The 22239-nt window shown below is 73.6% G+C and carries 19 protein-coding genes and 4 pseudogenes; 11 read left to right on the forward strand and 12 right to left on the reverse strand.

Going from position 1 to position 22239, the window contains the following annotated elements; genetic code table 11:
- Positions 1–14: 14 nt before the first annotated feature.
- Entirely contained in the window at positions 15–1271 is a 1257-nt protein-coding gene (locus ABEB13_RS04010) for an extracellular solute-binding protein (protein ID WP_465262247.1), read from the reverse strand.
- Between the two features lie 461 nt (positions 1272–1732).
- Here ABEB13_RS04010 and ABEB13_RS04015 point away from each other — a divergent pair, with 461 nt between their 5' ends.
- Positions 1733–2086: a hypothetical protein gene (locus tag ABEB13_RS04015; RefSeq protein WP_345704305.1), complete on the forward strand. Its 354-nt coding sequence runs from the start codon at positions 1733–1735 to the stop codon at positions 2084–2086.
- Positions 2083–2595 carry an acyl-CoA thioester hydrolase/BAAT C-terminal domain-containing protein gene (locus tag ABEB13_RS04020; RefSeq protein WP_345704306.1) on the forward strand — a complete coding sequence of 171 codons (513 nt, stop codon included), beginning with the start codon at positions 2083–2085 and terminating at the stop codon, positions 2593–2595. Before ABEB13_RS04015 ends, ABEB13_RS04020 begins: the two co-directional genes overlap by 4 nt.
- A gap of 103 nt (positions 2596–2698) precedes the next feature.
- On the opposite strand, the pseudogene ABEB13_RS04025 reads toward ABEB13_RS04020, so the two are convergent.
- A pseudogene (locus tag ABEB13_RS04025) lies at positions 2699–3144 on the reverse strand (anthrone oxygenase family protein).
- Positions 3145–3235: 91 nt separating this feature from the next.
- Here ABEB13_RS04025 and ABEB13_RS04030 point away from each other — a divergent pair.
- Both ABEB13_RS04030 and ABEB13_RS04035 read left to right on the forward strand, forming a co-directional pair.
- The gene (locus ABEB13_RS04030; protein WP_345704307.1) at positions 3236–3814 is read left to right on the forward strand and encodes a TetR/AcrR family transcriptional regulator; all 579 of its coding nucleotides are present in this window, start codon (positions 3236–3238) and stop codon (positions 3812–3814) included.
- A gap of 108 nt (positions 3815–3922) precedes the next feature.
- Positions 3923–4438 (forward strand): carboxymuconolactone decarboxylase family protein, encoded by a 516-nt coding sequence (locus tag ABEB13_RS04035; protein WP_345704308.1) that lies wholly within the window; start codon positions 3923–3925, stop codon positions 4436–4438.
- A 66-nt stretch (positions 4439–4504) separates the two neighbouring features.
- On the opposite strand, the gene ABEB13_RS04040 is transcribed toward ABEB13_RS04035, so the two are convergent.
- Positions 4505–5122 (reverse strand): hypothetical protein, encoded by a 618-nt coding sequence (locus tag ABEB13_RS04040; RefSeq protein ID WP_345704309.1) that lies wholly within the window; start codon positions 5120–5122, stop codon positions 4505–4507.
- A gap of 158 nt (positions 5123–5280) precedes the next feature.
- On the opposite strand from ABEB13_RS04040, the gene ABEB13_RS04045 reads away from it, so the two are divergent.
- The 3 genes from ABEB13_RS04045 to ABEB13_RS04055 all read left to right on the forward strand — a co-directional run bounded on the left by ABEB13_RS04045 (position 5281) and on the right by ABEB13_RS04055 (position 7845).
- A complete protein-coding gene (locus ABEB13_RS04045) occupies positions 5281–6030 on the forward strand; it encodes an ABC transporter ATP-binding protein (protein ID WP_100892110.1) in 750 nt (249 codons plus the stop codon).
- The gene (locus ABEB13_RS04050; protein WP_345704310.1) at positions 6027–7094 is read left to right on the forward strand and encodes a hypothetical protein; all 1068 of its coding nucleotides are present in this window, start codon (positions 6027–6029) and stop codon (positions 7092–7094) included. Before ABEB13_RS04045 ends, ABEB13_RS04050 begins: the two co-directional genes overlap by 4 nt.
- Before the next feature lie 67 nt (positions 7095–7161).
- Positions 7162–7845 carry a hypothetical protein gene (locus ABEB13_RS04055; RefSeq protein ID WP_345704311.1) on the forward strand — a complete coding sequence of 228 codons (684 nt, stop codon included), beginning with the start codon at positions 7162–7164 and terminating at the stop codon, positions 7843–7845.
- Positions 7846–7947: 102 nt separating this feature from the next.
- Here the strand turns inward: ABEB13_RS04055 and ABEB13_RS04060 are convergent, their stop codons facing one another.
- Entirely contained in the window at positions 7948–8511 is a 564-nt protein-coding gene (locus tag ABEB13_RS04060) for a GlcG/HbpS family heme-binding protein (protein ID WP_345704312.1), read from the reverse strand.
- 250 nt (positions 8512–8761) lie between these two features.
- Between ABEB13_RS04060 and ABEB13_RS04065 the strand changes: the two genes are divergently transcribed.
- The gene (locus ABEB13_RS04065; RefSeq protein WP_380231985.1) at positions 8762–10111 is read left to right on the forward strand and encodes a sensor histidine kinase; all 1350 of its coding nucleotides are present in this window, start codon (positions 8762–8764) and stop codon (positions 10109–10111) included.
- Positions 10108–10736: pseudogene (locus ABEB13_RS04070) on the forward strand (response regulator). The gene ABEB13_RS04065 and the pseudogene ABEB13_RS04070 overlap by 4 nt, the downstream one beginning before the upstream one ends.
- A gap of 44 nt (positions 10737–10780) precedes the next feature.
- Here ABEB13_RS04070 and ABEB13_RS04075 read toward each other — a convergent pair.
- From ABEB13_RS04075 to ABEB13_RS04095, 5 genes and pseudogenes are all read right to left on the reverse strand, one after another.
- A pseudogene (locus tag ABEB13_RS04075) lies at positions 10781–11592 on the reverse strand (class I SAM-dependent methyltransferase).
- Positions 11593–11772: 180 nt separating this feature from the next.
- Complete coding sequence (locus ABEB13_RS04080) at positions 11773–12825, reverse strand: TIGR03617 family F420-dependent LLM class oxidoreductase (protein ID WP_345704313.1); 1053 nt, start codon at positions 12823–12825, stop codon at positions 11773–11775.
- A gap of 308 nt (positions 12826–13133) precedes the next feature.
- Positions 13134–14834 carry a glycoside hydrolase family 64 protein gene (locus tag ABEB13_RS04085; protein ID WP_345704314.1) on the reverse strand — a complete coding sequence of 567 codons (1701 nt, stop codon included), beginning with the start codon at positions 14832–14834 and terminating at the stop codon, positions 13134–13136.
- Between the two features lie 111 nt (positions 14835–14945).
- Positions 14946–16220 carry a ricin-type beta-trefoil lectin domain protein gene (locus tag ABEB13_RS04090; RefSeq protein ID WP_345704315.1) on the reverse strand — a complete coding sequence of 425 codons (1275 nt, stop codon included), beginning with the start codon at positions 16218–16220 and terminating at the stop codon, positions 14946–14948.
- Between the two features lie 309 nt (positions 16221–16529).
- Positions 16530–17267 carry an SOS response-associated peptidase gene (locus ABEB13_RS04095; protein WP_345704316.1) on the reverse strand — a complete coding sequence of 246 codons (738 nt, stop codon included), beginning with the start codon at positions 17265–17267 and terminating at the stop codon, positions 16530–16532.
- A gap of 466 nt (positions 17268–17733) precedes the next feature.
- Here ABEB13_RS04095 and ABEB13_RS04100 point away from each other — a divergent pair, with 466 nt between their 5' ends.
- The gene (locus ABEB13_RS04100) at positions 17734–19080 is read left to right on the forward strand and encodes a lamin tail domain-containing protein (RefSeq protein WP_380231995.1); all 1347 of its coding nucleotides are present in this window, start codon (positions 17734–17736) and stop codon (positions 19078–19080) included.
- A 148-nt stretch (positions 19081–19228) separates the two neighbouring features.
- Here the strand turns inward: ABEB13_RS04100 and ABEB13_RS40250 are convergent, their stop codons facing one another.
- Both ABEB13_RS40250 and ABEB13_RS04105 read right to left on the reverse strand, forming a co-directional pair.
- A complete protein-coding gene (locus tag ABEB13_RS40250; protein WP_425559859.1) occupies positions 19229–19495 on the reverse strand; it encodes an aldo/keto reductase in 267 nt (88 codons plus the stop codon).
- Positions 19444–20046, reverse strand: a pseudogene (locus tag ABEB13_RS04105) (oxidoreductase); the annotation flags it as partial. The gene ABEB13_RS40250 and the pseudogene ABEB13_RS04105, both read right to left, overlap by 52 nt.
- Before the next feature lie 161 nt (positions 20047–20207).
- Between ABEB13_RS04105 and ABEB13_RS04110 the strand changes: the two are divergent.
- Complete coding sequence (locus tag ABEB13_RS04110) at positions 20208–21197, forward strand: ArsR/SmtB family transcription factor (RefSeq protein ID WP_345704318.1); 990 nt, start codon at positions 20208–20210, stop codon at positions 21195–21197.
- A gap of 50 nt (positions 21198–21247) precedes the next feature.
- Here ABEB13_RS04110 and bla read toward each other — a convergent pair whose 3' ends face one another.
- On the reverse strand, positions 21248–22168 hold the full coding sequence (gene bla / locus ABEB13_RS04115) for a class A beta-lactamase (protein ID WP_345704319.1): 921 nt from the start codon (positions 22166–22168) through the stop codon (positions 21248–21250).
- Positions 22169–22239: the final 71 nt, after the last annotated feature.

The following is a 22239-nucleotide window of genomic DNA, read 5'->3' on the forward strand; positions in this document are numbered from 1 at the left end:
CGGCCCATGCGCCGTCAGTGGGCGCGGAGGGTGTCCGCCCGTTTCTGCAGATCCCCCAGCACGCCGGCCGGGTTCTTGATCGCACCGCCGCCGCTCTTCTTGATCTCGGCCGAGACCGCGTCCCAACTGGTGTCGCCCAGCGGGTAGAAGGTGGCCTGCGGGAGCAGGGCGAGGAAGGGTGCGAGGTCCTCGTGCTTGCCGTTGGTGGTCATCTCCAGCAACGCGTCATGGGTGACCGGCATCAGGTTGTACGTCTCGTCGAATTTCAGGGTGTTCTCCTCGGAGTACACGAAGTCGAGGAACTTCTTGATTTCCTTCCGGTGGCCCCGCTCCTTGAACGCCATCATCCAGTCGGCCACGCCGAGCGTCGACTTGAGCGGACCGGCGCGCCCGGGGATGGGGGTGACGCCGTAGTCGATCCCGGCGTCCTTCGACATCTGGACGAGCGACGGGTGGCCGTCGAGCATGGCCGCCTTTCCCGCCGCGAAGTCCGCGAAGGCGGTCTTGCGGTCGGTCCGGGCCGGGTCGGCGTACGTGAGCCCGGGATCGACGAGTCTGGCCTTGAGCCAGCTGAAGGTGTCGATGTCCTGCGGGCTGTTCAGCGCGTAGCGTCCGGATTCGTCGGTGAATCCGCCGCCGTTCCCGAGCTCCCAGATCATGGTCTCGGCCTGGCTCTCCTCGGGGCCGAGCGGCAGCGCGTAGGGAATGCTCCCCGGCACCTTGGCCTTGATGAGCACCGCGTCCTGTCTCAACTCGTCCCAGGTGGTGGGCGGTTTCGCGATGCCGGCCCGCTCGAAGATCGCCTTGTTGTAGAAGAAGGCACGGGCGGAGGAGACGAAGGGTATGCCGTACTGGATCCCCTCGACCTGACCGGCCCGGGAGAAGCTGTCCAGGAGATTGGCCTGGGTGCCGATCGAGAGCACGTCGGATGCCTTGTACAGCAGATCTCCTGCGACCTTGTCGGCATATCCGCCGGTCTCCAGGACGTCCGGAGAGTTGCCGCTCCGGATCATCTCCTTGACCTGGCTGTCGATGTCGTTCCAGTTCACGACCTGGACGTCGACCGTGATTCCCGGATTGGCGGCGGTGAACGCGGAGGTGACGTCGTCCCAGTAGTGCTTGGAACTGTTCGACTCCTTGTCGCCGTAGTCCGCGGCGACCAGCCTGATGGTGACGGACCCCGCGGATCCGAAACCGCCCGCCGAGCAGGCGGTGAGCGCCATGGCGCAGGCCAGCGTCGCAGGTAACACGCGCAGCAGATGTCGTTCCACGTCGAGATCGCCTTCGATGGGGGGCAGCGCACGGCACGGCCACGAGGAAGCGAAATGCGGGATTCCGCAAACCTCCGCGTGGACCGTGCCGGGTGCCGGATGACGACCGATCACGCGCATTCCTGGCGCGAGTGATCGGCGAATGAGGGAATGGGCGAGAGTCTTGACCAGCGGGGCCGGCATCTCCAGCGCGGTTACCGAATCGTTGCCGCCGACGGGCGACCCGATACCTGCCGACCGTAGCGGTCCGAATCGTGACAAACGTACGCGCCGGTACGCCTTGACTGCCTCCCCCGCCCCTGCCACGGTGTGCCCGCGCCGGCCGGCGACGCGACCCGCCTTCGGCCGGCCCGGCGAACCGGTGAGTCCGGGCGTCGAAGTGCGGCCCTTGCCGTCGTCGGCTGATGGTCAGTAGGTTCCCACTGTCGAGTTCGGGCGCTCCACGCAGGGGGTTTGACGTCGTGTCAGGCGAGATCGTCGAGTACGGGCTCACCGACCCCTGGGAGGGCTTCGTCGCCGAACCGGCCGCAGGCCGTGCCGGCGCAGGCGTGCTGGTGCTGTCCGGGTCGAGCGGCCGGATCGAGCGTGAGCGGTGCCGACTCTTCGCCCGCGCCGGGGTGACCGCGGTGTCCGTCCGGTGGTTCGGCGGCCCCGGGCAGCCGCCGGGCATCTGCGAAGTCCCGCTGGAGACCCTGGTCGCCGCGACCGGGCTGCTGCGCGAACGCGGCGCCGAGCGCCTCAGCATTCTCGGCATCTCCAAGAGCGCCGAAGCCGCGCTCCTGGTGTCCTCCTCTCCGGCTGCGCCGATGCCGTGATCGCGCTCGCCCCGACCTCGGTCGTCTGGGCGAACGTCGGTCCCGGCCACGACGGCCGGCAGCATCCGTACCGTTCCAGCTGGACCTGGCAGGGGCAGCCGCTGCCCTTCGTCCCTTACGACGAATCCTGGGCGCCGGCGGAGCCTGCGGGCGCTCCGGTCTCCGTGCTCGGCTCGTACGAGCGCAGCCTCGCGGCGTTCGCGGACCGGCTCCCGGCCGCGGCCATCCCGGCGGAGAAGACGGAGGCCGAGCTGGTCCTGGTCGCGGGCGGCGGGGACCGGATGTGGCCGTCCCTGCGCTTCACCCACGAACTCGCGGAGCGGCGCGCGGCGGCCGGCCGCACGACGACCGTGATCACCCGGGCGGACGCGGGCCATCGAACCGTCTTCCCCGGCGAGGTGGCACCGCCCCCGTCCGCCCTCTTCGACCACGGTGGCACCCCCGAGGCCGACGCGGCGCTCGGCGCGGCGGCCTGGCCTCAGGTGCTGGCGGCCGTCCGCGGCGGCTGACCATGGAGGGCGGCCGACGGGGAGCGCCGACTCCGGCTCCGTCCCGGCAGCCCGCGAGGGCCGGCCGCACCGACGGCGGCGGGCCCCTCGCGCGCCCACGGGCTCAGGCGAGGGCGGTGGCCAGCAGGGCGAAGGCGGCGATGATGACGGCGACGCGGAGGTAGTGGAAGCGGTCCCAGCGGTTCATCTGCTCCTTCCAGTCCTCGGGTCGGTTCTCGGGCGTCCACGTCTTGCTGCGGTTGTTGATCGGGACGAGCAGCAGGATCGACATGATCACGCTGAGGATCAGCAGCGCGGCGGCGATGACGACGAGGCCGGCGCCGTGGTGATGCCGTCCGGCGACGGCCCAGACCGCGCTCAGGACGAGCGAGCCGATGTACCAGACCGGCATCACGGCGCCGAGCATCCGGCCCCGTGGGCGCGGCCGAGTTGGGCACTGTCCTCGGGGAGTCCGTTGAAGATCGGGTTCATGACGAAGGCGACGGAGAACTCCACCCCGACCATCAGGCCGACTATCACGGTGGTGACGATCTCGAGTGCGTTGAGCATGATGACCCCTCCTGGGATCTAGCACTGCTAGATGATGAGGTAACGCTAGCGCTGCCGTCGCTCACTTGTCTAGCGATGCTAGAATCGAGTCATGTCGGTACAGGAACGCAAGCAGCGCGAGCGGGCGAGCCGCGAACGCCTCATCGTGGCGACGGCCCGCGAACTCGCCGAAGAGCATGGCTGGGACGCGGTCACCACCCGTCGGCTCGCCGAGAGCATCGAGTACAGCCAGCCCGTCCTCTACAGCCATTTCCGCGGCAAGCGCGAGATCATCGGCGCCGTCGCCCTCGAAGGTGCTGCCGAGATGGCCGCGGCGCTGCGGGCCGCGACCTCGGCCGCGGACGGCCCCCGGGCCCGGGTCACCGCCCTCGCCCGCGCCTACCTCGACTTCGCCGAGCGCAACCCGGCCGTCTACGACGCCATGTTCCAGCTCGACGGCGGCCTGGCCTTCGCGGCCGAGGACACCCCGGAGCCGTTGAAGGACGCCTTCGCCGCCCTGCTGGAAAGCCTCGGCGAGGTCGCCGGGGACGGCGTCCACCCGGCGCTGTTCACCGAGGTGGTCTGGGCGGCCCTGCACGGACTGGCCACCCTGACCCGGGCCGGACGGCTGCCGCGGGAGGACGCCGAGCAGCGGGTGGAGCTGCTGGTGGGCCGGCTCGCCGTCATCTGACCCGCCGGGCGAGCGGCCGACAGGAGCAGTCGTCCGGCCCCGTCACATCCGGCCGCCGCCGTCCGTCAGAGCAGTGACAGCATCGACGAACGGCAGGGGATCACGGCCATGAACAGCAGGACGAGCACCAGCACCGCGGACACGGCGCAGCAGGGCACCTCGCGGATGTCCGACCCGGCGGCACTCGTACCGGAGTTGAAGGAGCTGAGCGGGTGGCTCTTCCGCGCCACCGGCAACCGGTCCGTGCCGCGTGCCACCATCGGCCTGGTGCACCTGCGGGCCGGCCAGATCGTCGGCAACACCTACCTGACGGTGATGCACTCGGCCAACCTGCGGAAGGCCGGCGAGAGCGAGGAGCGGATCGCCGCGGTCGCGTCCTGGCGGGACGCCCCGTACTTCACGGAGGCGGAGCGGGTCGCGCTCGCGCTCGTCGAGGCCGTCCTGCTGCCGGCCGCGGACGGCGAGCGCGTTCCCGACGAGCTGTACGCGGAGGCGGCCCGGCACTACGACCCGACGGCGCTGGCCACCCTCACGATCGCGATCGGCCAGGTCAACTTCTTCATCGCACTGGCCCTGGTCGGCAAGCCCCTGCCGGGGAAGTCCCTTGCCGAGCAGTGGACCTGACCCTGCCCCAGGCGATCGTCCCGCCGTGCGGCCCCGGCCCCGAGCGCCGGGGCCGGGCGGCCGGGCTCAGGTGTTGAGCGGCGTGGCGGGCCCCGTCGCGCTCTCCGTGGCGAGGACGAGCTGCGCGAGCTCGGCGTCGTGGTCGCGCAGCCAGTACGTGTCCTCGCCGAACTGCACCGGCGTCCGGTAGCCCAGCCGGGCCTGGGACGCGTTCTGCTGCTCCCGTCCCGGGAGGAACGTCGCCGTCGCCGGGACGATCGGCCGGATCACCTGGCCCTTGCCGCGGCCTCGCCAGGCGACGGCGGTGGCACCGTCCGGCGTCCGCTGCAGCAACAGGTATCCCAGGGTCTGGCTGCCGTCGCGCACGCCGAACGACAGCAGGCACAGCCGGACACCGGCCGCGAGCCGCGCGGCGTCCCCCGCCACGGTCCGCCCCTTCCCCAGGGCGGTGCCGGCCACGAGCCGGGCCGCCCAGCCGCGGTAGACGGCCGAGGTGGTCTGCGCACCCTCGATCCCGGGGTGGAAGGACGGCGGCAGCAGCGCCTTGATCAGCGCCTCCAGCAGGAACCACAGCACGAAGCCGAGGAACGCCAGGAGGGGACCCCCGAGCGCCAGTCCGGTGAGGACCAGCACCAGGGCCAGCACGAGCGACACGAGCAGGTGCACTGCCAGACGGACGTTCACTTCACTCCTTGATCGAATATCGGTCGAACGGGCAGACCTTAGCGCTCCGTCGTACCCGCCGGACAGGCTATTCCGGGAGTGCGTCCCACCACCGCGCCGGTGCGTGGGTGCGACAGGTCCATACTTGGTCGAACCGCTCGTCGAGAGGCATCGTCCACATGGCCAAGAACTCCGCCGGACCGCGCGCCACCGCGCGCAAGGCGCTGCTGCAGCTGACCGGGGTGAGCCGCTCGTACGGCGACCGGGAGGTGCTCCACCCCGTCGACCTGAACCTGGCCGCCGGGGAGTGCGTGGCCCTGCTCGGTCACAACGGGTCCGGCAAGTCGACCCTGCTGCGGGTCGCGGCCGGCCGCGACCTGCCGACCAAGGGCACGGTGCGGTTCGACGGACTGCCGATGAACGAGAACGACCCGCGGATCCGGGCCAGGGTCGCGGTCGTCGGCGACACGGTCGCCTGCTATCCCGACCTCACGGTGCGCGAGCACCTCCTGCTGGTCGCCGTCGCGCACGGTGTCGCCGACGCCGCCGACTGGGTCGCGCAGGTGCTGGAGAACCGGATGCTCACCGAGCGCGCCGACGCGCTGCCCTCGGCCCTCTCCTCCGGCCAGATGCAGGCCCTGCTGCTGGCCTGCGCCCTTGTCCGGCCCCGCGACCTGCTGCTGCTCGACGAGCCCGAGCAGCGCCTGGACCCGGAGGCACGCCGCCGGCTCGCCGAACTGCTGACCGCGGAGCTCGCCGACGGCGTGGCCGTCCTTCTGGTGACGCACCACACGGATCTCGCGCTGGAGATCGCCGACCGGGTGGTGGTGCTGGAGGAGGGCCGGATCGTCCGGCAGGGTGCCCCCGCCAAGGTCCTGGCGGCCGAGGCCGCGAACCGCGGCAGCGCCGCACCGGCCGGCGCCCGGTGAGCCGCCCCGAGGTCGTGGCCGGCCTGCCGGCCCCCGCCAAGGGCGAGGACACGGGGACGAACGCGGCCGCACGAGCGGACGAGGCTCCCGACACGGCCGCCACCGACGCCGAAGCGGACTTCGAAGCGGACTTCGAGGGCGAGGAGAGGGCCGCCGACTGGACGGACGACGACGACTGGACCACCGAGGCCCTGGCGCTGCTGCGCGCCCTGCGCGCACCGCACCGCCGCAACCGCGCCAAGCAGGTCGGCTTCGCGGTCTACTGCACCCTGCTCATCCTGGTCATCTGGGGCGGGATCCCCAGCCTCGGCCTCTTCCTCCAGGCGTCGATGGGCGCCGACTACACCGGTCACGGCCCCGACCTGCTGGCCGCCATGCCCAGCGGCATCGCCGCGGTCGGGCTCGCCACCGTCCTGCTCGCCGTCCGCGACGGACTGTGGCGCGGGCCGGTCGTACCGCCACGGGCCACCACCGACTGGCTGCTCGCCCACCCCGTCCGTCCCCGACCGGTCCTGCGGCCGTGGTTCTGGCTCTCCTGCGGGCTGGCCCTCTTCCCGGGGCTCGTCTTCGCCGTGGGCGGCATGGTCACCCTCGGACTGACCGTCCGCGTCGGCCTCCCGGCCGCCCTCGGCTGGTGCCTGGTCGGTGCGGCCTGCCTGCCGCTGCTGGGCGTCTGCGCCGGACTGCTGGTGCAGCGCAGCCCGCGGGCCGCCACCTGGGTGCGCAGGCTCACCCCGTACGTCACCGTGCTGATCCTGGCACTGGCGGCGCAGAGCGCCCTCGCCGTCGCGGGGCACCCCGTCCACTGGCTGGAGCGGGTGGAGCTGTGGTCCGGCCCGTGGGGCTGGGCGGGGATCGCCGCGCTGGCGCCGACGCCCGCCGCCGTCCCGGGCGGCTGGGTCGCCGCCGCCCTGCTGGTCGTGCCCACCGTGGTCTGCCTGGTGCTCGCCGACCGGGCCGCGTCCACGGTGTCGCTGCCCTGCTGCGCGAGCGGGCCCGGACGGCGGCCGGAGTGCTCGCCGCCCTGCGGACGGTCGAACTTCGGGCCGCGCGGCTGGCCGTGAGCAGCGCGTCCGGAAGCGGTCGGCAGTTCCGGGTCCGGCTGCCCGTCCCCGGCAGGCCTGGCTGATCGTGTTCTGGCGGGACGCCCTCTCGCTGCTCCGTGCGCCCGCGCGGCTCGGCCGCGCGGTGCTGCTGACCGTACCGGCGCAGCTCTGCGCGGTGCTGGCGCACGGGACGCGGGGCGGGCTGTCCTGGGCCGTCACGGCCGTCGCTCTGATCTTCGGCTACCTCGCCGTCGCCCAGCTGCTCGAACCGGCCCGGATCGAGACGGACGACGTGCGCCGGGCCTCGTGGTCCCCGTTCCCGTTCGCCGGGCTCATGCTGCGCCACGCGGTGGTGCCCGTCGTGCTCGGCGTGGTGCTCGCGGCGGCCGGCTCCGCCGTCGTGATGTCGGCCGGTGGCGGAGCGGAGGCCTGGCTCGCGCCGGTCGCCGTTCCCGCGCTCGTCGCGGCCGGGCTGGTGAACGCCTGCCGCGGGGCGGCCCGGCGCGACCTGATGTACCGCTCGTCGCAGGTGGCGGGCGGCGGCAGCGGCCTCGCGGTGTTCGCCGCTTGGTACGCGGCGGGTCCGGCCGTGGCGGTGCCCGTGCTGGCGGTGCCGTTCTCGGGGGCGCTGCGCAGCGGGTCGCTCGTCTCCTTCGGCCAGGCCGCGGTGGTGGGCCTGATGCTGGCGGTCGTCCTGCTCCAGTGGGCGTGGTCGAGGGCGGGCAAGCTGCCCGCCCAGGCCCGGCCGGGCCACGTCGGGCAGCTGTAGCGGCCGCAGGTCCGCGACCGGGCCCACCCGGTACGTCGCCCGGGCCGCCCCGGCAGGATCGGGGCGGCCCGGGCGGCGGCGCTTCGGCGTGCGCGCGCCGGGTCAGCGGGACAGGGCCTGTGCCCCGGCGCGGGCGAACTGCTCGTCCAGGTCACCGCTGGGGGCGCCGGCCACGCCGACGGCGGCGACCGGCGCCCCCTTCGCGGTGACCGGCACTGCGCCGGCCAGGAAGAGCGTGCCGGGGATGTCCTTGAGGCCGGGCGACTGGGTCAGCCGCTTGGCGAGGTCGGAGGTGGGGGCGTTCCAGGACACCGCGGTGAACGCCTTCCGCCGGGCGGACTCGGGCGACTGCGGGCCCGCTCCGTCGCCCCACAGCGCGACGACGGTGTTCCCGTCGCGGTCGACCACCGCGACCGACACCCGTTGCCCGTTCTTCTGCGCCGCCTCCAGGGCTGCCCGGGCTGCGCGGGTGGCGGCGTCCACCGACAGGTGCGCGGAGGTGGTCAGGTCGGCGGTCCCGGCCGTCGCCGCGGCCACCGGGACGGCGGTCGCCGCGCCCGACCCGGTGCCGGCGCCTGCGGAGACCGCACCGACGGCCACCGTGCCCAGCGCCGCCACCGCCACCGCACCGGCCAGCACACGGGTCCGCACTGTCGTCTTCCTCATGTCCGCTTCCTCCCGGATCACCGGCCGGTGCCCTGGTGGCCCGGCCATGCCTCGATCCTCCGGGCGGTGCGGGCCGTCGGCGGTCGGCCCGGTGGCCCGTCTCCGCGGGCATCATGGAGGACGGGCGTGTCAGCCGATCGGATGATGCGTCCGGCGGGCGTCCGGGTGAGGATTCCGGTGTCGGTGCAGGTCGACGCGGTGACGGGCACGCCGCCCGGAGCGGACATGATGCGGTGACGGGAACCAAGCGGTGACGGGAACGAAGCGGGACGAGGAGGGCGCGGTGCAGCCGACCCCGAAGGACGGTGCGGGCCGCGACGCGCGACGGCTGGCGCTGGTGTTCGACGGGGTGTTCCTGCTGCTGCTCGGCGCCTCGCTCGTCCGCTACCTCGGTCACCACGGCCGCACCGCCGCGGCGCCGTGGGTCGTCGGGCTGTCCGCAGCCCTCGCCGTGCTCCAGCCTGTCGGCTCCCGGCTGTCGTCCCGCGTCCCGCCGAAGTCCGCCGGCGGCGAGGCACGCGGCGGCCGCACGGCCGCGGTCGCCGTGCTGGGCGCGGTGACGGCGCTCTGGGCGACCCTGGTGGTGGCGGCGCCGAGCTTCGCCTGGTGCGCCGTCCCGATCCTCTACACCGCGTTGCGCACCCTGCCCGCCCGGGCGGCGATCCCGCTCGTGGCAACCCTCACCGCCCTGGTCACGGTCGGACAGGCCCGGCTGCCGGATGCGGACCCGACCCTGCTCGTCCTGCCGCCGGCCGTGGCCGTGCTCGCCACCGCCGTGTTCCTGTCCATGCAGCGGCAGAACGACCGGCAGCGTGCCCTGGTCGACGACCTCGTCCGCACTCGCCGCGACCTCGCGGCCACCGAGCGCCGCGAGGGCACCCTCGCCGAGCGCGAGCGGCTGGCCCGCGAGATCCACGACACCCTCGCCCAGGGCCTGTCCAGTCAGCAGATGCTCCTCCAGGCCGCCGACCTGGTCTGGGACGGCGACCCGGTCACCGCCCGCCGGCACGTGCACACCGCCGCGTCCGTCGCCGCGCGCAACCTCGCCGAGGCCCGCGGCTTCGTCCACGACCTCGCGCCCGCCGAACTGACCGACCATGGCCTCGACCAGGCGCTGCGCTCCCTCGCCGGCCGCCAGGGCGCCGAGAGCGGCCTGCCGGTCCGCTTCCACCTCGAAGGCACGCCGGTGCCGCTGCCGGACGGCGCGCAGGCCGCGCTGCTGCGCATCGCGCAGGGCGCGCTCGCCAACGTGCGCGAGCACGCCGCGGCGTCCACGGCCGTGCTGACCCTCTCCTACCTCGGCGACCAGGCCGTGCTCGACGTCGCCGACGACGGCCGCGGCTTCACCGGGAGCGGCGACGCCCGTACCGGCCGCGGACACGGCCTGCCCGCGATGCGCGCCCGGCTGCGCCAGCTCGGCGGCACACTCACCGTGGAGACCGCTCCCGGTGAGGGAACGGTCCTGTCCGCGGCGATCCCGCTGCACACCGCCCCCTCCGCAGCCCCCGCTCCTCGTCCGGACTCCGCGCCCGCGCCGGCGCCGGTCTCCGCCGGGGCCGGGCCCGCGGCACGCCACGCTGCGCAGCGGCGGACGGCATGACGGCCCCGATCCGGCTGCTGGTCTGCGACGACCACGCCGTGGTCCGCGCGGGGCTGCTGGCCCTGCTGGCCGGAGCGGGCGACATCACCGTGGTCGGTGAGGCCGGCACGGGCGAGGAGGCGGTCGTACTCGCCGCGCGGCTGGCACCCCAGGTCGTCCTGATGGACCTCCAACTGGGCGCGGGCATCGACGGGATCGAGGCCACCCGGCGGATCACCGCCGGTCCGGACGCACCGCACGTCCTGGTCCTGACCACGTACGACACCGACGCCGACATCACCCGCGCCATCGACGCCGGCGCCACCGGCTACCTGCTCAAGGCCGAGCGTCCCGAGGAACTGTTCACCGCCGTGCGTGCCGCGGCCGAGGGCCGCACCGTCCTGTCGCCGCCGGTCGCCTCCCGGGTGATGGCCCGGATGCGGACCCCGGGCCGCGGCTGACCCCTCGCGAGCAGGACATCCTGACCCACCTGGCCCAGGGCCTGGGCAACCGCGAGATCGCCCGCGCCCTGTTCGTGAGCGAGGCCACCGTCAAGACGCACCTGGGCCGGATCTACGCCAAGCTCGGCGTCGACACCCGCACCGGCGCCGTCGCGGCGGCCAAGGAGCAGCGCCTGATCACCTGACCCGGGCCGTCCCGCTCAGGCCCGGCGGGGCCGGGCGGCCTGCGTCAGGGGCGGCGGCCCCAGGCGGTGACCAGGCCCGGGGAGAGGTCGGTGGCAGTGCCGGTGGCGAGGGCCTGCCGGGCCTCGGCGAACTGCCCGGCGTCGATCAGGCCGGTGGCGAGCATCGCCTCGCGGGACCGGGCCCAGGTGTCCGACCAGAACGCGGCGATCGGGCTGCCGGCGGTCAGCGGCGGCACGTACACCTCGGCGCCGACCTCGGACAGGCCCAGCTCGGACAGCAGGCGGGGATAGCCGGGTGTCCAGGAGACGTCGGTGCCGAGCGAGGTCCCCAGTGCCTGCCACATCGCCCGCATCGCGAGCCGGTACGGGGTGTCCGGGGCCCGGCGGTGGTGAGGTCGACGGCGTCGCCCAGGAGGAGATGTCCGCCGGGCACCAGGAGGTCGCGCAGGCGGGCGATGATCCGGCGGCGTTCGGGGAGGTGCATCAGGACGAACCGGGCGTGCACGAGGTCGAACCGGCCGGGGTCGAAGCCGGGGTCGGTGATGTCGGCGGCCAGGGTCCGCAGGGCGCCGCCGGCGTACGGCCGGAGGAAGCGGACGTCGCGGTCGACGGCGAGCACCTCGGCCGCGCCGCCCTCACCGGCCAGCCAGCGCGCCACGGTGCCGGTGCCGGCGCCGACGTCGAGGCACCGGGTGCCGGGACCGACACCCAGGGCGCGCAGCCGGGCCCGGGTGATGTGGTCGTAGGCGAGCGAACCCAGGTCGATGCGCTCGCCCTCACCGGGTCGCCACGGCTCGAACAGGGACTCCCCGTAGCCGCCGTCGGCTGCGGGCCCTCCCCCGTTGTCCGGGGTGATCGGGGTCGTCGGATCAGCGGACACGCCGTCCTCCCGTCCGTGCCCGGGGCCCGCCGGAGCGGCCCCGGAGTCGGTGTGGACAGCCCCAACCCTAGCCGGGATCCGCCGGCGCGGCGGCCGGAGCCGGGGCCGGTGGCACCCCACCGGGAACGGCTGCGCCGACCGCCGGGGCCCGGCCGGTCAGCCCAGGGCGCGGACGGCGGCGAGGACGTCGAGCATCAGGTCGGGGTCGGCCTCCGACGGGCCGCTGACGGACAGCCGTGTGACGCGTCCGGCGTAGCGGCGGTGGATCTCCCGGGCGGCCTCCGCCGGTTCACCCGCGACGGCGAAGGCGTCGAACACCTCGTCGTCGATCAGCTCGCCCATCTCCTGCCAGCGGCCCCGGACGGACAGCCGGTGCAGCTCCTCGTGCAGCCCGCCCCAGCCGTGGGTGTCGAGGACGCCCCGGTAGGCGGGTGTGGAGGCGTAGAAGGCGATCCGCTCCCGGATCAGGACGCGGTTGGCGGCGAGCTCCTCCTCGGTGCGGCCGGTCGCGGTCAGCACACTGCCCACCACCTCGAACGGGCGGGAGGTCCAGGCCGCGCCCTCGGCCTCGGCCTTCGCCCGGGCCGCCAGCACGCCCGGCAGGACGGTGCCGGTCAGGTAGGGCAGGGAGGAGAAGGGGTGGCAGACCAGACCGTCCGCGACGGCACCGGCGGCAGCGGTCATCAGTGGTCCGACGCCGGCCAGCAGGATCGGCGGGGTGCCCTGCGCGACCGGGCCCGGGTCGAAGACCGGGGTCATCAGCGTGTGGGTGTAGAACTCGCCGCGGAAGGCCAGCCGTTCGCCGGTCTGCCAGCTGTTCCAGATCGCCCGGACGGCGCCCACGTACTCCTTCATCCGGGCGACCGGGCGGTCCCAGGGCATGCCGTAGCGGCGCAGGATGTGCGGCTTCACCTGGGAGCCGAGGCCGATGACGGCCCGTCCGCCGGAGGCCTCGTGCAGGCCCCAGGCCTCGTAGGCCAGGGCCATCGGCGTGCGGGCGAACGCGATGGCAACGCCGGTGGCGAGCTCGATCGACGCAGTGCGGTCGGCGGCGCGGGCGAGTTGGAGGAAGGGGTTGTGCGCGGTCTCGGACATGGTGAAGCGGTCCAGTCCGCGGTTCTCCGCCTCCCGCGCGGCCGCGACGATCCGCCCCACGCCCTCGGGCGCGATCGCGTCGAGGCGCAGCGGCCCTGCGGCGGTGTCGGTCATCGGGCTCTCCTCGGGTCGGGGCGAGGAGCCCGCGGGGACCGGCCCTCGCCCGGTGGTGCTGCCCGTCGCGTCGGCGGACCGGGCAGGCGGTCGGCGGACGGACAGACGTCGGCGGCGGGTCGTCACCGGTAGGGGCCGGTGCGGCCTGCCTGCCTCGCCTTCCCGCCCGCAGCACGATGATACGGGCGCACGGCGGCGCGGCCGGCTTCGCGGCCGGGAGGGCCGGAGGGGGCCGACGGTCCCGTCGGCCCCCTCCGCACCCCACCCCTCCCCTGCCCGGTCCGGGGCGGCCTTCTGCCGGACCGGACCTACCCGAAGGTGAACCAGTTGAGGTTGACGAAGTCGGCCGGCTGTCCGCTGGTGAAGGTCAGGTAGACGTCCTGCGTCCCGGTGACCTTGGTCAGGGATGCGGGCACGGTGCTCCAGGTCTGCCAGCCGCCCGTGGAGGCGAGGGCGAAGCTGCCGAGCGGGGTCGCCGTGGGGCTCCCGATGCGGACCTCCACGAGACCGCTCACGCCCGCGGCGGCACCGGAGGCGACGCGCGCGCTGAAGCGGGTGGCCCCGGCGCTCCCGAAGTTGACGGCGGAGTACTTCAGCCAGTCGCCATTGGCCAGCCAGCCCACGTCCTGGCCGCCGCCGGTGTCGGAGCAGGCCTCCACGGCCGTACCGGACTGGGCGCTGAACGACTCGGCCTGGATGGTGCCGAAGGCGCTCACACCGCCCGGCGAGGTGGCCGTGGGGGTGGGTGTCGGGGTCGGCGTGGGGTTGCCTCCCCCGCCCGCCGTGCCGCCGACGGTGATGGTGAACCGGCTCGGGGTGCCGGACTGCACCTTGCCCTCGAAGTCCACCCCGGCCGGGTGGACGTCGTCGTAGGGGAAGGCGTAGCCGAGGCCGTCGGGGGTGGTGGTGTGCAGGATCCGGGCGTAGTGGTTCGTCCGGGCGGCGGTGTAGAAGGCGGCGGGGTTCTCACCGGTCGGCTGGTTCGGGTTGTCCAGCAGCGTGGTGCGGTTGAGAGCGGCGGCCAGCCGGGCGCTGAGGTTGCCCATCTCGTCGTTGCCGGTGGTGAAGGGCGCGTCGCTGCAGGAGAAGATCGAGAGGGTGGACGGCTTGCCGAAGCTGCCCACGCCGGGGAAGTTCAGCTGGTCCCCGGAGACCCGGCCGACGGCGGTGCCCCAGGTGAACTGGGTGTCGATCCGCAGGTCGGTGCCGCGGTACTTGTCCCAGACCTTGTTCACGTAGTCGTCGAAGTAGCCCGCGAAGAGCGCACTGTTGCCGCGGATGGCGAGGTTGGGGCTGAGGACCCGCAGGTCGGAGCCGCCGCTGCTGACGATCAGCCGGCTCCAGTCGCTGCCGTCGGCGGCCGACTGGGCGCGCAGCCCGGCGGCGACCTTGGCCAGGCCGTCGGCGGGCAGGCCGCGGACGGTCTGGGTGCCCTGCCCGGTCTGCAGTTGGAAGGAGATCGGCAGGCAGACCATGTCGACGAAGGTGATGTTCGCGTACAGCTGGTCGGTGTTGTAGGTGAACTCGCAGAAGTCGTGCCGCACGGCGGTGTTGGGGTCGGAAGGGTTGCTCACCGACGGCAGCGCGAGGCCGCCGCCGCGGTTCAGCAGGAAGGTGAGCTTGGCGCCGACGGAGAAGTAGATGCGGCCGCTGTCCAGGTGAGGGAGGGTGACCGAACGGGCTCCCGCGCCGGAGGCGTTGAGGGCGATGGCACAGTCGACACCCAGCGGGGTCTGGTCGTTCGCCGGGGACGGCGGGTGGTAGAGGCTGGAGCCGTCGGCCTGGATGAAGGCCCAGTTGCCGCCGGCCGCCGGGTCGCGGCCCAGCACGTAGGCGTAGACGGTGTTGTTGCCGGTGGTGTTGACGAGGTCCAGCGGGAGGGTCGTGGCGGTCGAGGCGTCGGCGCTGGTCTGCAGCCACCAGGCTGCCGCGGGGACGGCCAGGGCCATTCCGGCAGAGGCGGTGAGCAGCTTGCGGCGGCTGATGGGGCGTTGGTGACGTGCCGTCATGAGGGGTTGGCTCCTTCTGTCGGGTGGGGGCTGCGGTCACGGGGGGCGGTCAGGTGTGGGGGCGGGCCTGGCCGTGACCGCGGGCAGGGGGTGGGTGGTCCCCCGGACGGGTCAGCCCAGGGTCCACTTCTGGTTGGCGCCGCCCGTGCAGGTCCAGGTCTGCAGCCGGGTGCCGTCCGCGGACGAATTGCCCTTGGCGTCGAGGCACTTGTTCGCGCCGGTGTTGGTCAGGTCGTGGGCCGCGGTGTACGTCCACTTCTGGGCGTTGGTGCCGTTGCAGGTGTACAGCTGCACGACGGCGCCGTCGGCGGTGGAACCGCCCGACACATCCAGGCACTTGCCCAGGGCCCGTACCGTGCCGTCGGTGCCGACCGTCCACTGCTGGGCCGGGCTTCCGGTGCAGTTGTGCAGCTGGATCGGGGTCCCGTCGGCGCTGGAGCCGCCCGCGACGTCCGCGCACATCCCGCCGATGCCCTTGATCGCGCCGGTGGTGCCGGTGCCCGTGCCGCCGCCGTCGTTCCAGGCCGAGGCGCGGACGTAGTCGACCGTCATGGTCTGCGGGAACGCGGTGGCGCCGTCCGGGCTGCCCGGCCAGTCGCCGCCGATCGCCAGGTTCAGGATGACGAAGAAGGGGTGGTCGAAGACCCACTTGTTGCCGCCCGCGTCGGCGGGGGTGCGGGTCTCGTAGGCGTGTCCGTCGACCGACCAGGTGATGCCGGTCGGGCTCCAGTCGACGGCGAAGACGTGGAAGGCGTCCGCGAAGGCCGCACCACCGGGGAGGGTGTAGCCGGCGCCCAGGCCGCCCGCGCCGGAGTACCCGGGGCCGTGGATCGTGCCGTGGACGGTGCCCGGCTCCTTGCCGATGTTCTCCATCACGTCGATCTCACCGCTGTTCGGCCAGCCGACGGTGCCGATGTCCGAGCCGAGCATCCAGAACGCGGGCCACACGCCCTGACCGCGCGGGATCTTGATCCGGGCCTCGAAGTGGCCGTGGGACTGGGTGAAGGACTGCGCGGTGTTCAGCCGGGCCGAGGTGTACTGACACTGGCCGTACCAGCAGCTCAGGCCCGGGTCGGTGTTCTTGCGCGCGGTGAGCACCAGGTGGCCCTGGCCGTCCAGCGCGGCGTTCGCGGTGCTGTTGGTGTAGTACTGCAGCTCGTGGTTGCCGTTGCCGGAACCGCCGGTCTCCAGGGTCCACTTCGCGCGGTCCGGGCCTGTGCCGGACGCGCCGTCGAACTCGTCCGACCAGGTCTGGGCCCCGACCGCGGCACTGGCCCGGGAGGCGCCGGTGCTGCTCACCGACACGAGGATCGCCGCGACCAACGCGGTTGATACGAGCAGGACAAGTCCACCGAGGGACCATCGGCGAGCACGATGAGCAGCCATGGATTCGCACCTTGTCAGTGGGGAACGATGCGCGGGACGCGAGGAGAGGCAGCGCGCCGAGAGCGCTCTCACATCCAGCGAGGTCGCGATCCTACGGAAACCTCCGCGGCTCCGGCAATGACGAGCGAATCGGGGGCAACCCTCTGACCTGCGGTGATGTCATGGCCGCTCAGGGCCTAAGGCGCATTTAAGGCTCAGATAACCCAACGAATCGATGATTCGCGCGACAAGGGTGCGCGGCGCCCGGCCAAGTCGTCCGCCGGGGGCGGACACTGACGGTCCTTCGGCGATCCGGCGGGCCGCCGGTGGTCAGGCCGGATCCGGGACGGGATCCAGCAGGTGGGGGCCGTTGTTGCGGACGCTGTTCACGGCGGTGGAGACGGGGGTGGCGGAGAGTTCGCCGCCGGCCGGCGTGTGGAGCAGCGCGCGGAGTTCGTCGGGGTCGGTGCGGGAGGGGTCGAGCCAGGCGTCCACGTCGGCCGGGTCGATGGCCAGCGGCATCCGGTCGTGGATGCGGCCCGCGGCATCCCGCGCCTCGGTGGTGATGATGGTGACCGTGGTGAGCCAGGCCCCGGCGTCGTCCTCCGGGCGGGCCCTGTCGCGCCAGAACTCGTACAGGCCGGCCATCGCCATCAGGCTGCCGTCCGCGGGGGCGATGAAGTACGGCTGCTTGCGGGGCTTGCCTCCCGCCACAGCCGGCAGGGCCGTCCATTCGTAGAAGCCGTCCGCCGGCAGCAGACAGCGCCGCGTGGCGAACGCCTTGCGGTACGCGGGCTTCTCGTGGACGGTCTCCACCCGTGCGTTGATCATCCGCGAACCGACCGACGGGTCCTTCGCCCAGGACGGCACCAGCCCCCAGCGGAGCGCTCTCAGGCGGCGCTGGACGATGTCCGTGTCCTTGTCCAGCCGGTCCAGCACGGCCCACACGTCGGCGGTGGGGGCGACGTTGTAGTCCGGTGCCAGCGTCTCCTCCGGATCCCACCGGGTCACACCGAACAGGTTGACCAGGTCCTGCGGACCTGTCGTCGAGACGTAGCGGCCGCACACGGCACGGACTCCTTCCCTGCGGCCCTGCGCAGAACGGATGTGCGGAAGGGGTGCGCGGGACGGGCCCGCCCTTCGCAGCGGACGGACCGGGCGGGCACGCCGGCCACCTACGCATCGTAGACACCCGGACCGACAGCCGGGCCGACGCGACACTTCGGGCGGGACACTTCGGGCGTGACGCTTCGGGTGTGCCACTTCCGGCGTGACACCTCCGCCGGGACGCCGCCTCGGGACGCTCGGACGCCACCGGCCAGGCGCGGCGGCGCTGAGAGCGCATTCTTCGGGCACCGTTCACGCGACCCACCCCCGACGGGCGACGCCCGTTGGGCCCGGGCCGGGAGCCTCGTGCAGCCCGGTCAGGACAATCACCAGGACGGACATCGTGACTGAAGCACGCGCACCCCGATGGCGCCGCGGCCTCGCCCTCATCCTCGCCACCGTCGCCGCCCCGACGCTGGCGGTCTCCATGCTGGCCGCCACCCCGGCCTCCGCGGCGCCGGCCGACGACATCCGGATCAACGAGGTGGTGACCACCGGATCGGTCAACGACTCGATCGAGCTCTACAACAAGGGCACCGCGGCCGTCGACGTCTCGGGCTGGATCCTCAAGGACGACAACGACAGCTCGAAGTACAAGATCGCCACCGGGACCACACTCGCCGCCGGGACGTTCCGCGCCTTCGACGTCCACTCCTCGTTCGGCCTCGGCTCCAGCGACAAGGCGCGCCTCTACCTCGCGGACGGCACCACCCTGGTCGACAGCTTCAGCTGGAGCAGCCACTCCGCCCCGTCCTGGTCCCGCTGCCCCGACGGCACCGGCGCGTTCGCCCAGGCCGCGTCGCTGACCCTCGGTGCGGCCAACGCCTGCGGCGGCGGCAGCGGCGGGAACACCACCCCGGTGGCGTGGCCGGGCAGCAGCTCCGTCGCCACCGCGGACGCCGCGAACGTCTTCGGCACCGACCTCAGCGGCCTGTACCAGGAGGGCGGGGTGATGTGGGGCGCCCAGAACAGCGGGAAGCTCTGGCGCCTCGTCCCGAACGGCTCCGGCGGCTGGCAGCCCGACACCGCCAACGGCTGGAGCTCCGGCAAGACCCTCCGCTTCACCAACGGCTCCGGCACCCCCGACGACGAGGGCGTCACCCTCACCGGCGCCGGCTCCGCGGGCGGCGTGTACGTCTCCAGCGAGCGCAACGGCGACTCCTCCGGCACCAGCCGCCTGTCGGTGCTCCGCTACGACGTCAGCGGCACGGGCACGACGCTGACCGCCGCCAAGGAGTGGAACCTGACCGCCGACCTGCCGGCCGTCGGCTCCAACCTCGGTCTCGAAGGCATCACCTGGATCCCCGACGCCGCCCTGACCGGCGCCGGCTTCAAGGACGCGACGACCGGAGCGGCCTACGACCCGAACGGGTACGGCGCCCACACCGGCGGCGTGTTCTTCGTCGGCGTCGAGGGCACCGGCATGATCTACGGCTACGTGCTCCAGGACAGCGGCGCGTTCACCCGGATCGCCTCCGTGAGCAGCGGCATGGCCGCCGTCATGGAACTCCAGTGGGAGCCGCAGGCGTCCCGCCTCTGGGTGGTCTGCGACAACACCTGCAGTGGCCAGCACCGGACGATGCAGATCGGCACCTCGGGCGCCCTCACCGTCACCGCGGTCTACAACCGTCCGACCGGCATGGCCGACCTCAACAACGAGGGCTTCTCGGTGGCCGGCGCCGGCGAGTGCGTCGGCGGCTCCAAGCCGGTCTACTGGGCCGACGACGACAACGACAGCAGCCACGCACTGCGCAAGGGCAGCATCACCTGCTGACCCGGCAGGCGCGAGAGCCGCGGCCCCGTCGCTCGGCGACCGGGGCCGCGGCCGTCCGCACGCGACGGCACCGGGCGCTGCCCCGTCTCCCGTGCGGGGTGCGGGTACGGGTGCGGGCATCGGCCCGGTCGGCCGCCCCGACCGACAGTCAGTGGGCGCCGATCGCGGCGAGGGTGCGCAGCGCCCGCTCGGGCAGGTCGACGGCGCCCGCGGCGATGTTCTCGTGCAGGTGGGCGACCGAGGAGGTGCCGGGGATGAGCAGGACGGTCGGGGACCGGTGCAGCAGCCACGCCAGCGCGGTCTGGCGGGGGTGATGCCGAGGTCGCGGGCGACGCCGTCCAATGCCTCGGCCTGCAGCGGGCGCAGGCCTCCCAGCGGGTGGAACGGCACGTAGGCGATGCCCTGTTCGGCGCACCGGTCGACCAGGGGGTCGTCCTGGCGGTGGGCGATGTTGTAGCGGTTCTGCACGGCCGCCACCGGGGCGATCCCCTGGGCGGCCGCGACCTGTTCGGCGCTGACGTTGCTGACCCCCAGGTGCCGGATCAGACCCTCGTCGCGCAGCCCGGCGAGCACGGTGAAGGGCGCGGCGATGTCGGCGGCCGAACGGGTCGCGGTCATCCGCAGGTTGACCAGGTCCAGGGCCGGCACGTCGAGGCGGCGGAGGTTGTCGTGGACGGCCCGGACGAGCTCGTCGCGGGAGAGCGCGGCGGGCCAGGCTCCGTCCGGGGTGCGGCGGGCGCCGACCTTGGTGGCGATCCGCAGGTCGTCGGGGTAGGGATGCAGGGCCTCGCGGATGAGGTCGTTGACCACGTGCGGGCCGTAGTAGTCGCTGGTGTCGAGGTGGGTGATGCCCGCGGCCACGGCGGAGGTCAGCACGGCGAGGGCTCCGGCCCGGTCGTGGGGCGGGCCCCAGACGTGCGGGCCCGCCAGCTGCATCGCGCCGTAGCCGATCCGGGTGAGCCGCAGGGTGTCGAACGCCCAACTGCCGGCCGCGGCCGTGGTGGCTGCGGTGGACGCGGTGGCTGCGGTGGACGCCGTGATCGTCTTCGAGGTCATGTCCGGATGATCGGCCGCCGCGTAGGCTGACGGCCAGTGATTCGGACATGGGTGAATCGTCGGGAGGTCGCGTGCCGGCAGAACTGTCCTTCTCCGCAGGCGATGTGGCGCAGGTACGGTTCGCCGTGTCGCCGATGTGGGAGATCGGGACTGGCTTCAAGCTGGTGAACTCCGGCTCCACGCACGCCGTGCACCGGCCGTGGGTGGAGCAGGTCCGACCGCGGGTGGTTGCCGCCGGGCTGGACAGGGGCTGGCTCGCCGAGCTGATCCCGCCGTCGGGGTACGTCCCGGACTTCCTCAATCCGGCGCCCGACGGGCCCGCCCCTGCGCTGGCCGAGGAGCTGGCCGGGATCCTGGCCACCTCCGGTGCCCGGGTACGCCGGGACCTCGACCGTCTCCAGCAGGAACAGGGGCTCCGCGGACCACGGTTGCGGGCACTGTACGCGGCCCCCGAGGCCGGTCTGGCCCGGCTGGCGGAGGAGATCGAGACCTACTGGGAACTGGCCGTGGCCCCCTTCTGGGCCCGGATCAGGGCCGTGCTCGACGCCGACGTCTTCCACCGGGCCCGGCTGGCCGCCGAGCACGGCACCGGATACCTCCTCAACGACCTGCACCCTGAGGTGAGTTGGGACGACCGTGCACTCCGCCTGGCCCGCCGGCGGCGGATGCTCTCCCGGCCCACGGCGGGGGCGGGGCTGCTCCTGATCCCCTCCGCCTTCACCGGGCCCGAGCCGCTCACCCGGGTGCGTCCCCCCGAGCCGCCGCAACTCGCGTACCCGGCACGTGGCACCGGCGCGCTGTGGGACTCCCCGCCCGCCGGGAGCACCGATGCGCTGGCCGCCGTCCTCGGCCGTTCCCGCACGCGGCTGCTGGCCGAGCTGGGGGCGCCGGCCTCGACCACCGAGCTCTCCCGCCGCACCGGACTCTCCCCCGCCGCAGTGTCCCAGTGCCTGACCGCTCTGCGGGCCGCCGGGATGGTCAGCGCCCACCGGGCCGGCCGCTCGGTGCTGTACGCGCGGACCGCGGTCGCCGACGCCGTCCTCGCGACCGTCGGCCCGTAGCTCCGCCGCGGCGGGAGGCGTCGGGAGCGTCCGGTGGGCGCGGCGGCAGGTCAGGTGAGGGCGTCCGCGAGCAGCTCCGCCGTCCGCTGGACGAGCATGTTGTCACTCGGACCGGCCGCGGCGAGGGTCGTCGTCAGGACGGCCATCACGAGCGGTGGCCCGTCGGGCGGCCGGACGACGCCCACGTCGTTCGCCACGCCGTACTGGTTGCCGCCGCCGGTCTTGTCCGCCAGGATCCAGTCCGCGGGGAGCCCGGCACGGAAGCGCGCGGTGTTGGTGGTGTTGGCGATCAGCCAGCCGGTCAGCCGCCGCCTGTCCCTGGGCGGCAGCACGTCGCCGAGGAGGAGGCGTGCGTAGGTCGTCCCGATGGCGCGCGGGCTGGTGGTGTCGGTCGTCCGCCACGGCTCCGCAGAGTTCAGGTCGGGCTCCCAGCGGTCCAGCCTGGTCCGGCCGTCCCCGATGGAGCGGCAGAACCGGGTGATCGCCGTCGGGCCGCCCAGCTCCCTGAGCAGGAGGTTCCCCGCCAGGTTGTCGCTGTGGCCGACCGCGGAGGCGCACAGCTGCTCGACGGTCATGCCCTGGGCCAGGTTCTCGGGCCTGCCGGTGTCGGGGGTGTACTGCGCGGCGTCGATGTCCGCCTGGGTGTAGTGGATCCGCCGGGCCAGCGCCTCGCCGTCCCGGTCGAGGTCCCGGAGGACCGCTGCGGCGGCCACACCCTTGAACACCGAACAGAGCGGGAACGACTCGTCCGCGCGGTACAGCACGGTCCGGCCGGTGGCCGGGTTCAGGGCGAAGACGCCGAGGCGGGCGGCGTGCTCCCGTTCCAGCTGCTCCAGCCCTGCGTACGTCGACTCGTCGGCGGACGCCGACGCGTAGGCCCGGTCACCCAGGGCGAGTCCGGTCGCGAGCGCCGCGCCGGTGCCGAGCGCCAGGACCGCGCGGCGGGACGGACGGGTCTCTCGGATGGTCACGATAGGTCTCCTGTCTCTCCTGTCACAGCACCGGGCAGGACGCCGACCGGAGAGCCGGAAGTTCCGCGCAC

It is taken from the genome of Kitasatospora paranensis (genome assembly GCF_039544005.1).
In the GTDB taxonomy this organism is placed as follows: Bacteria; Actinomycetota; Actinomycetes; order Streptomycetales; family Streptomycetaceae; genus Kitasatospora; species Kitasatospora paranensis.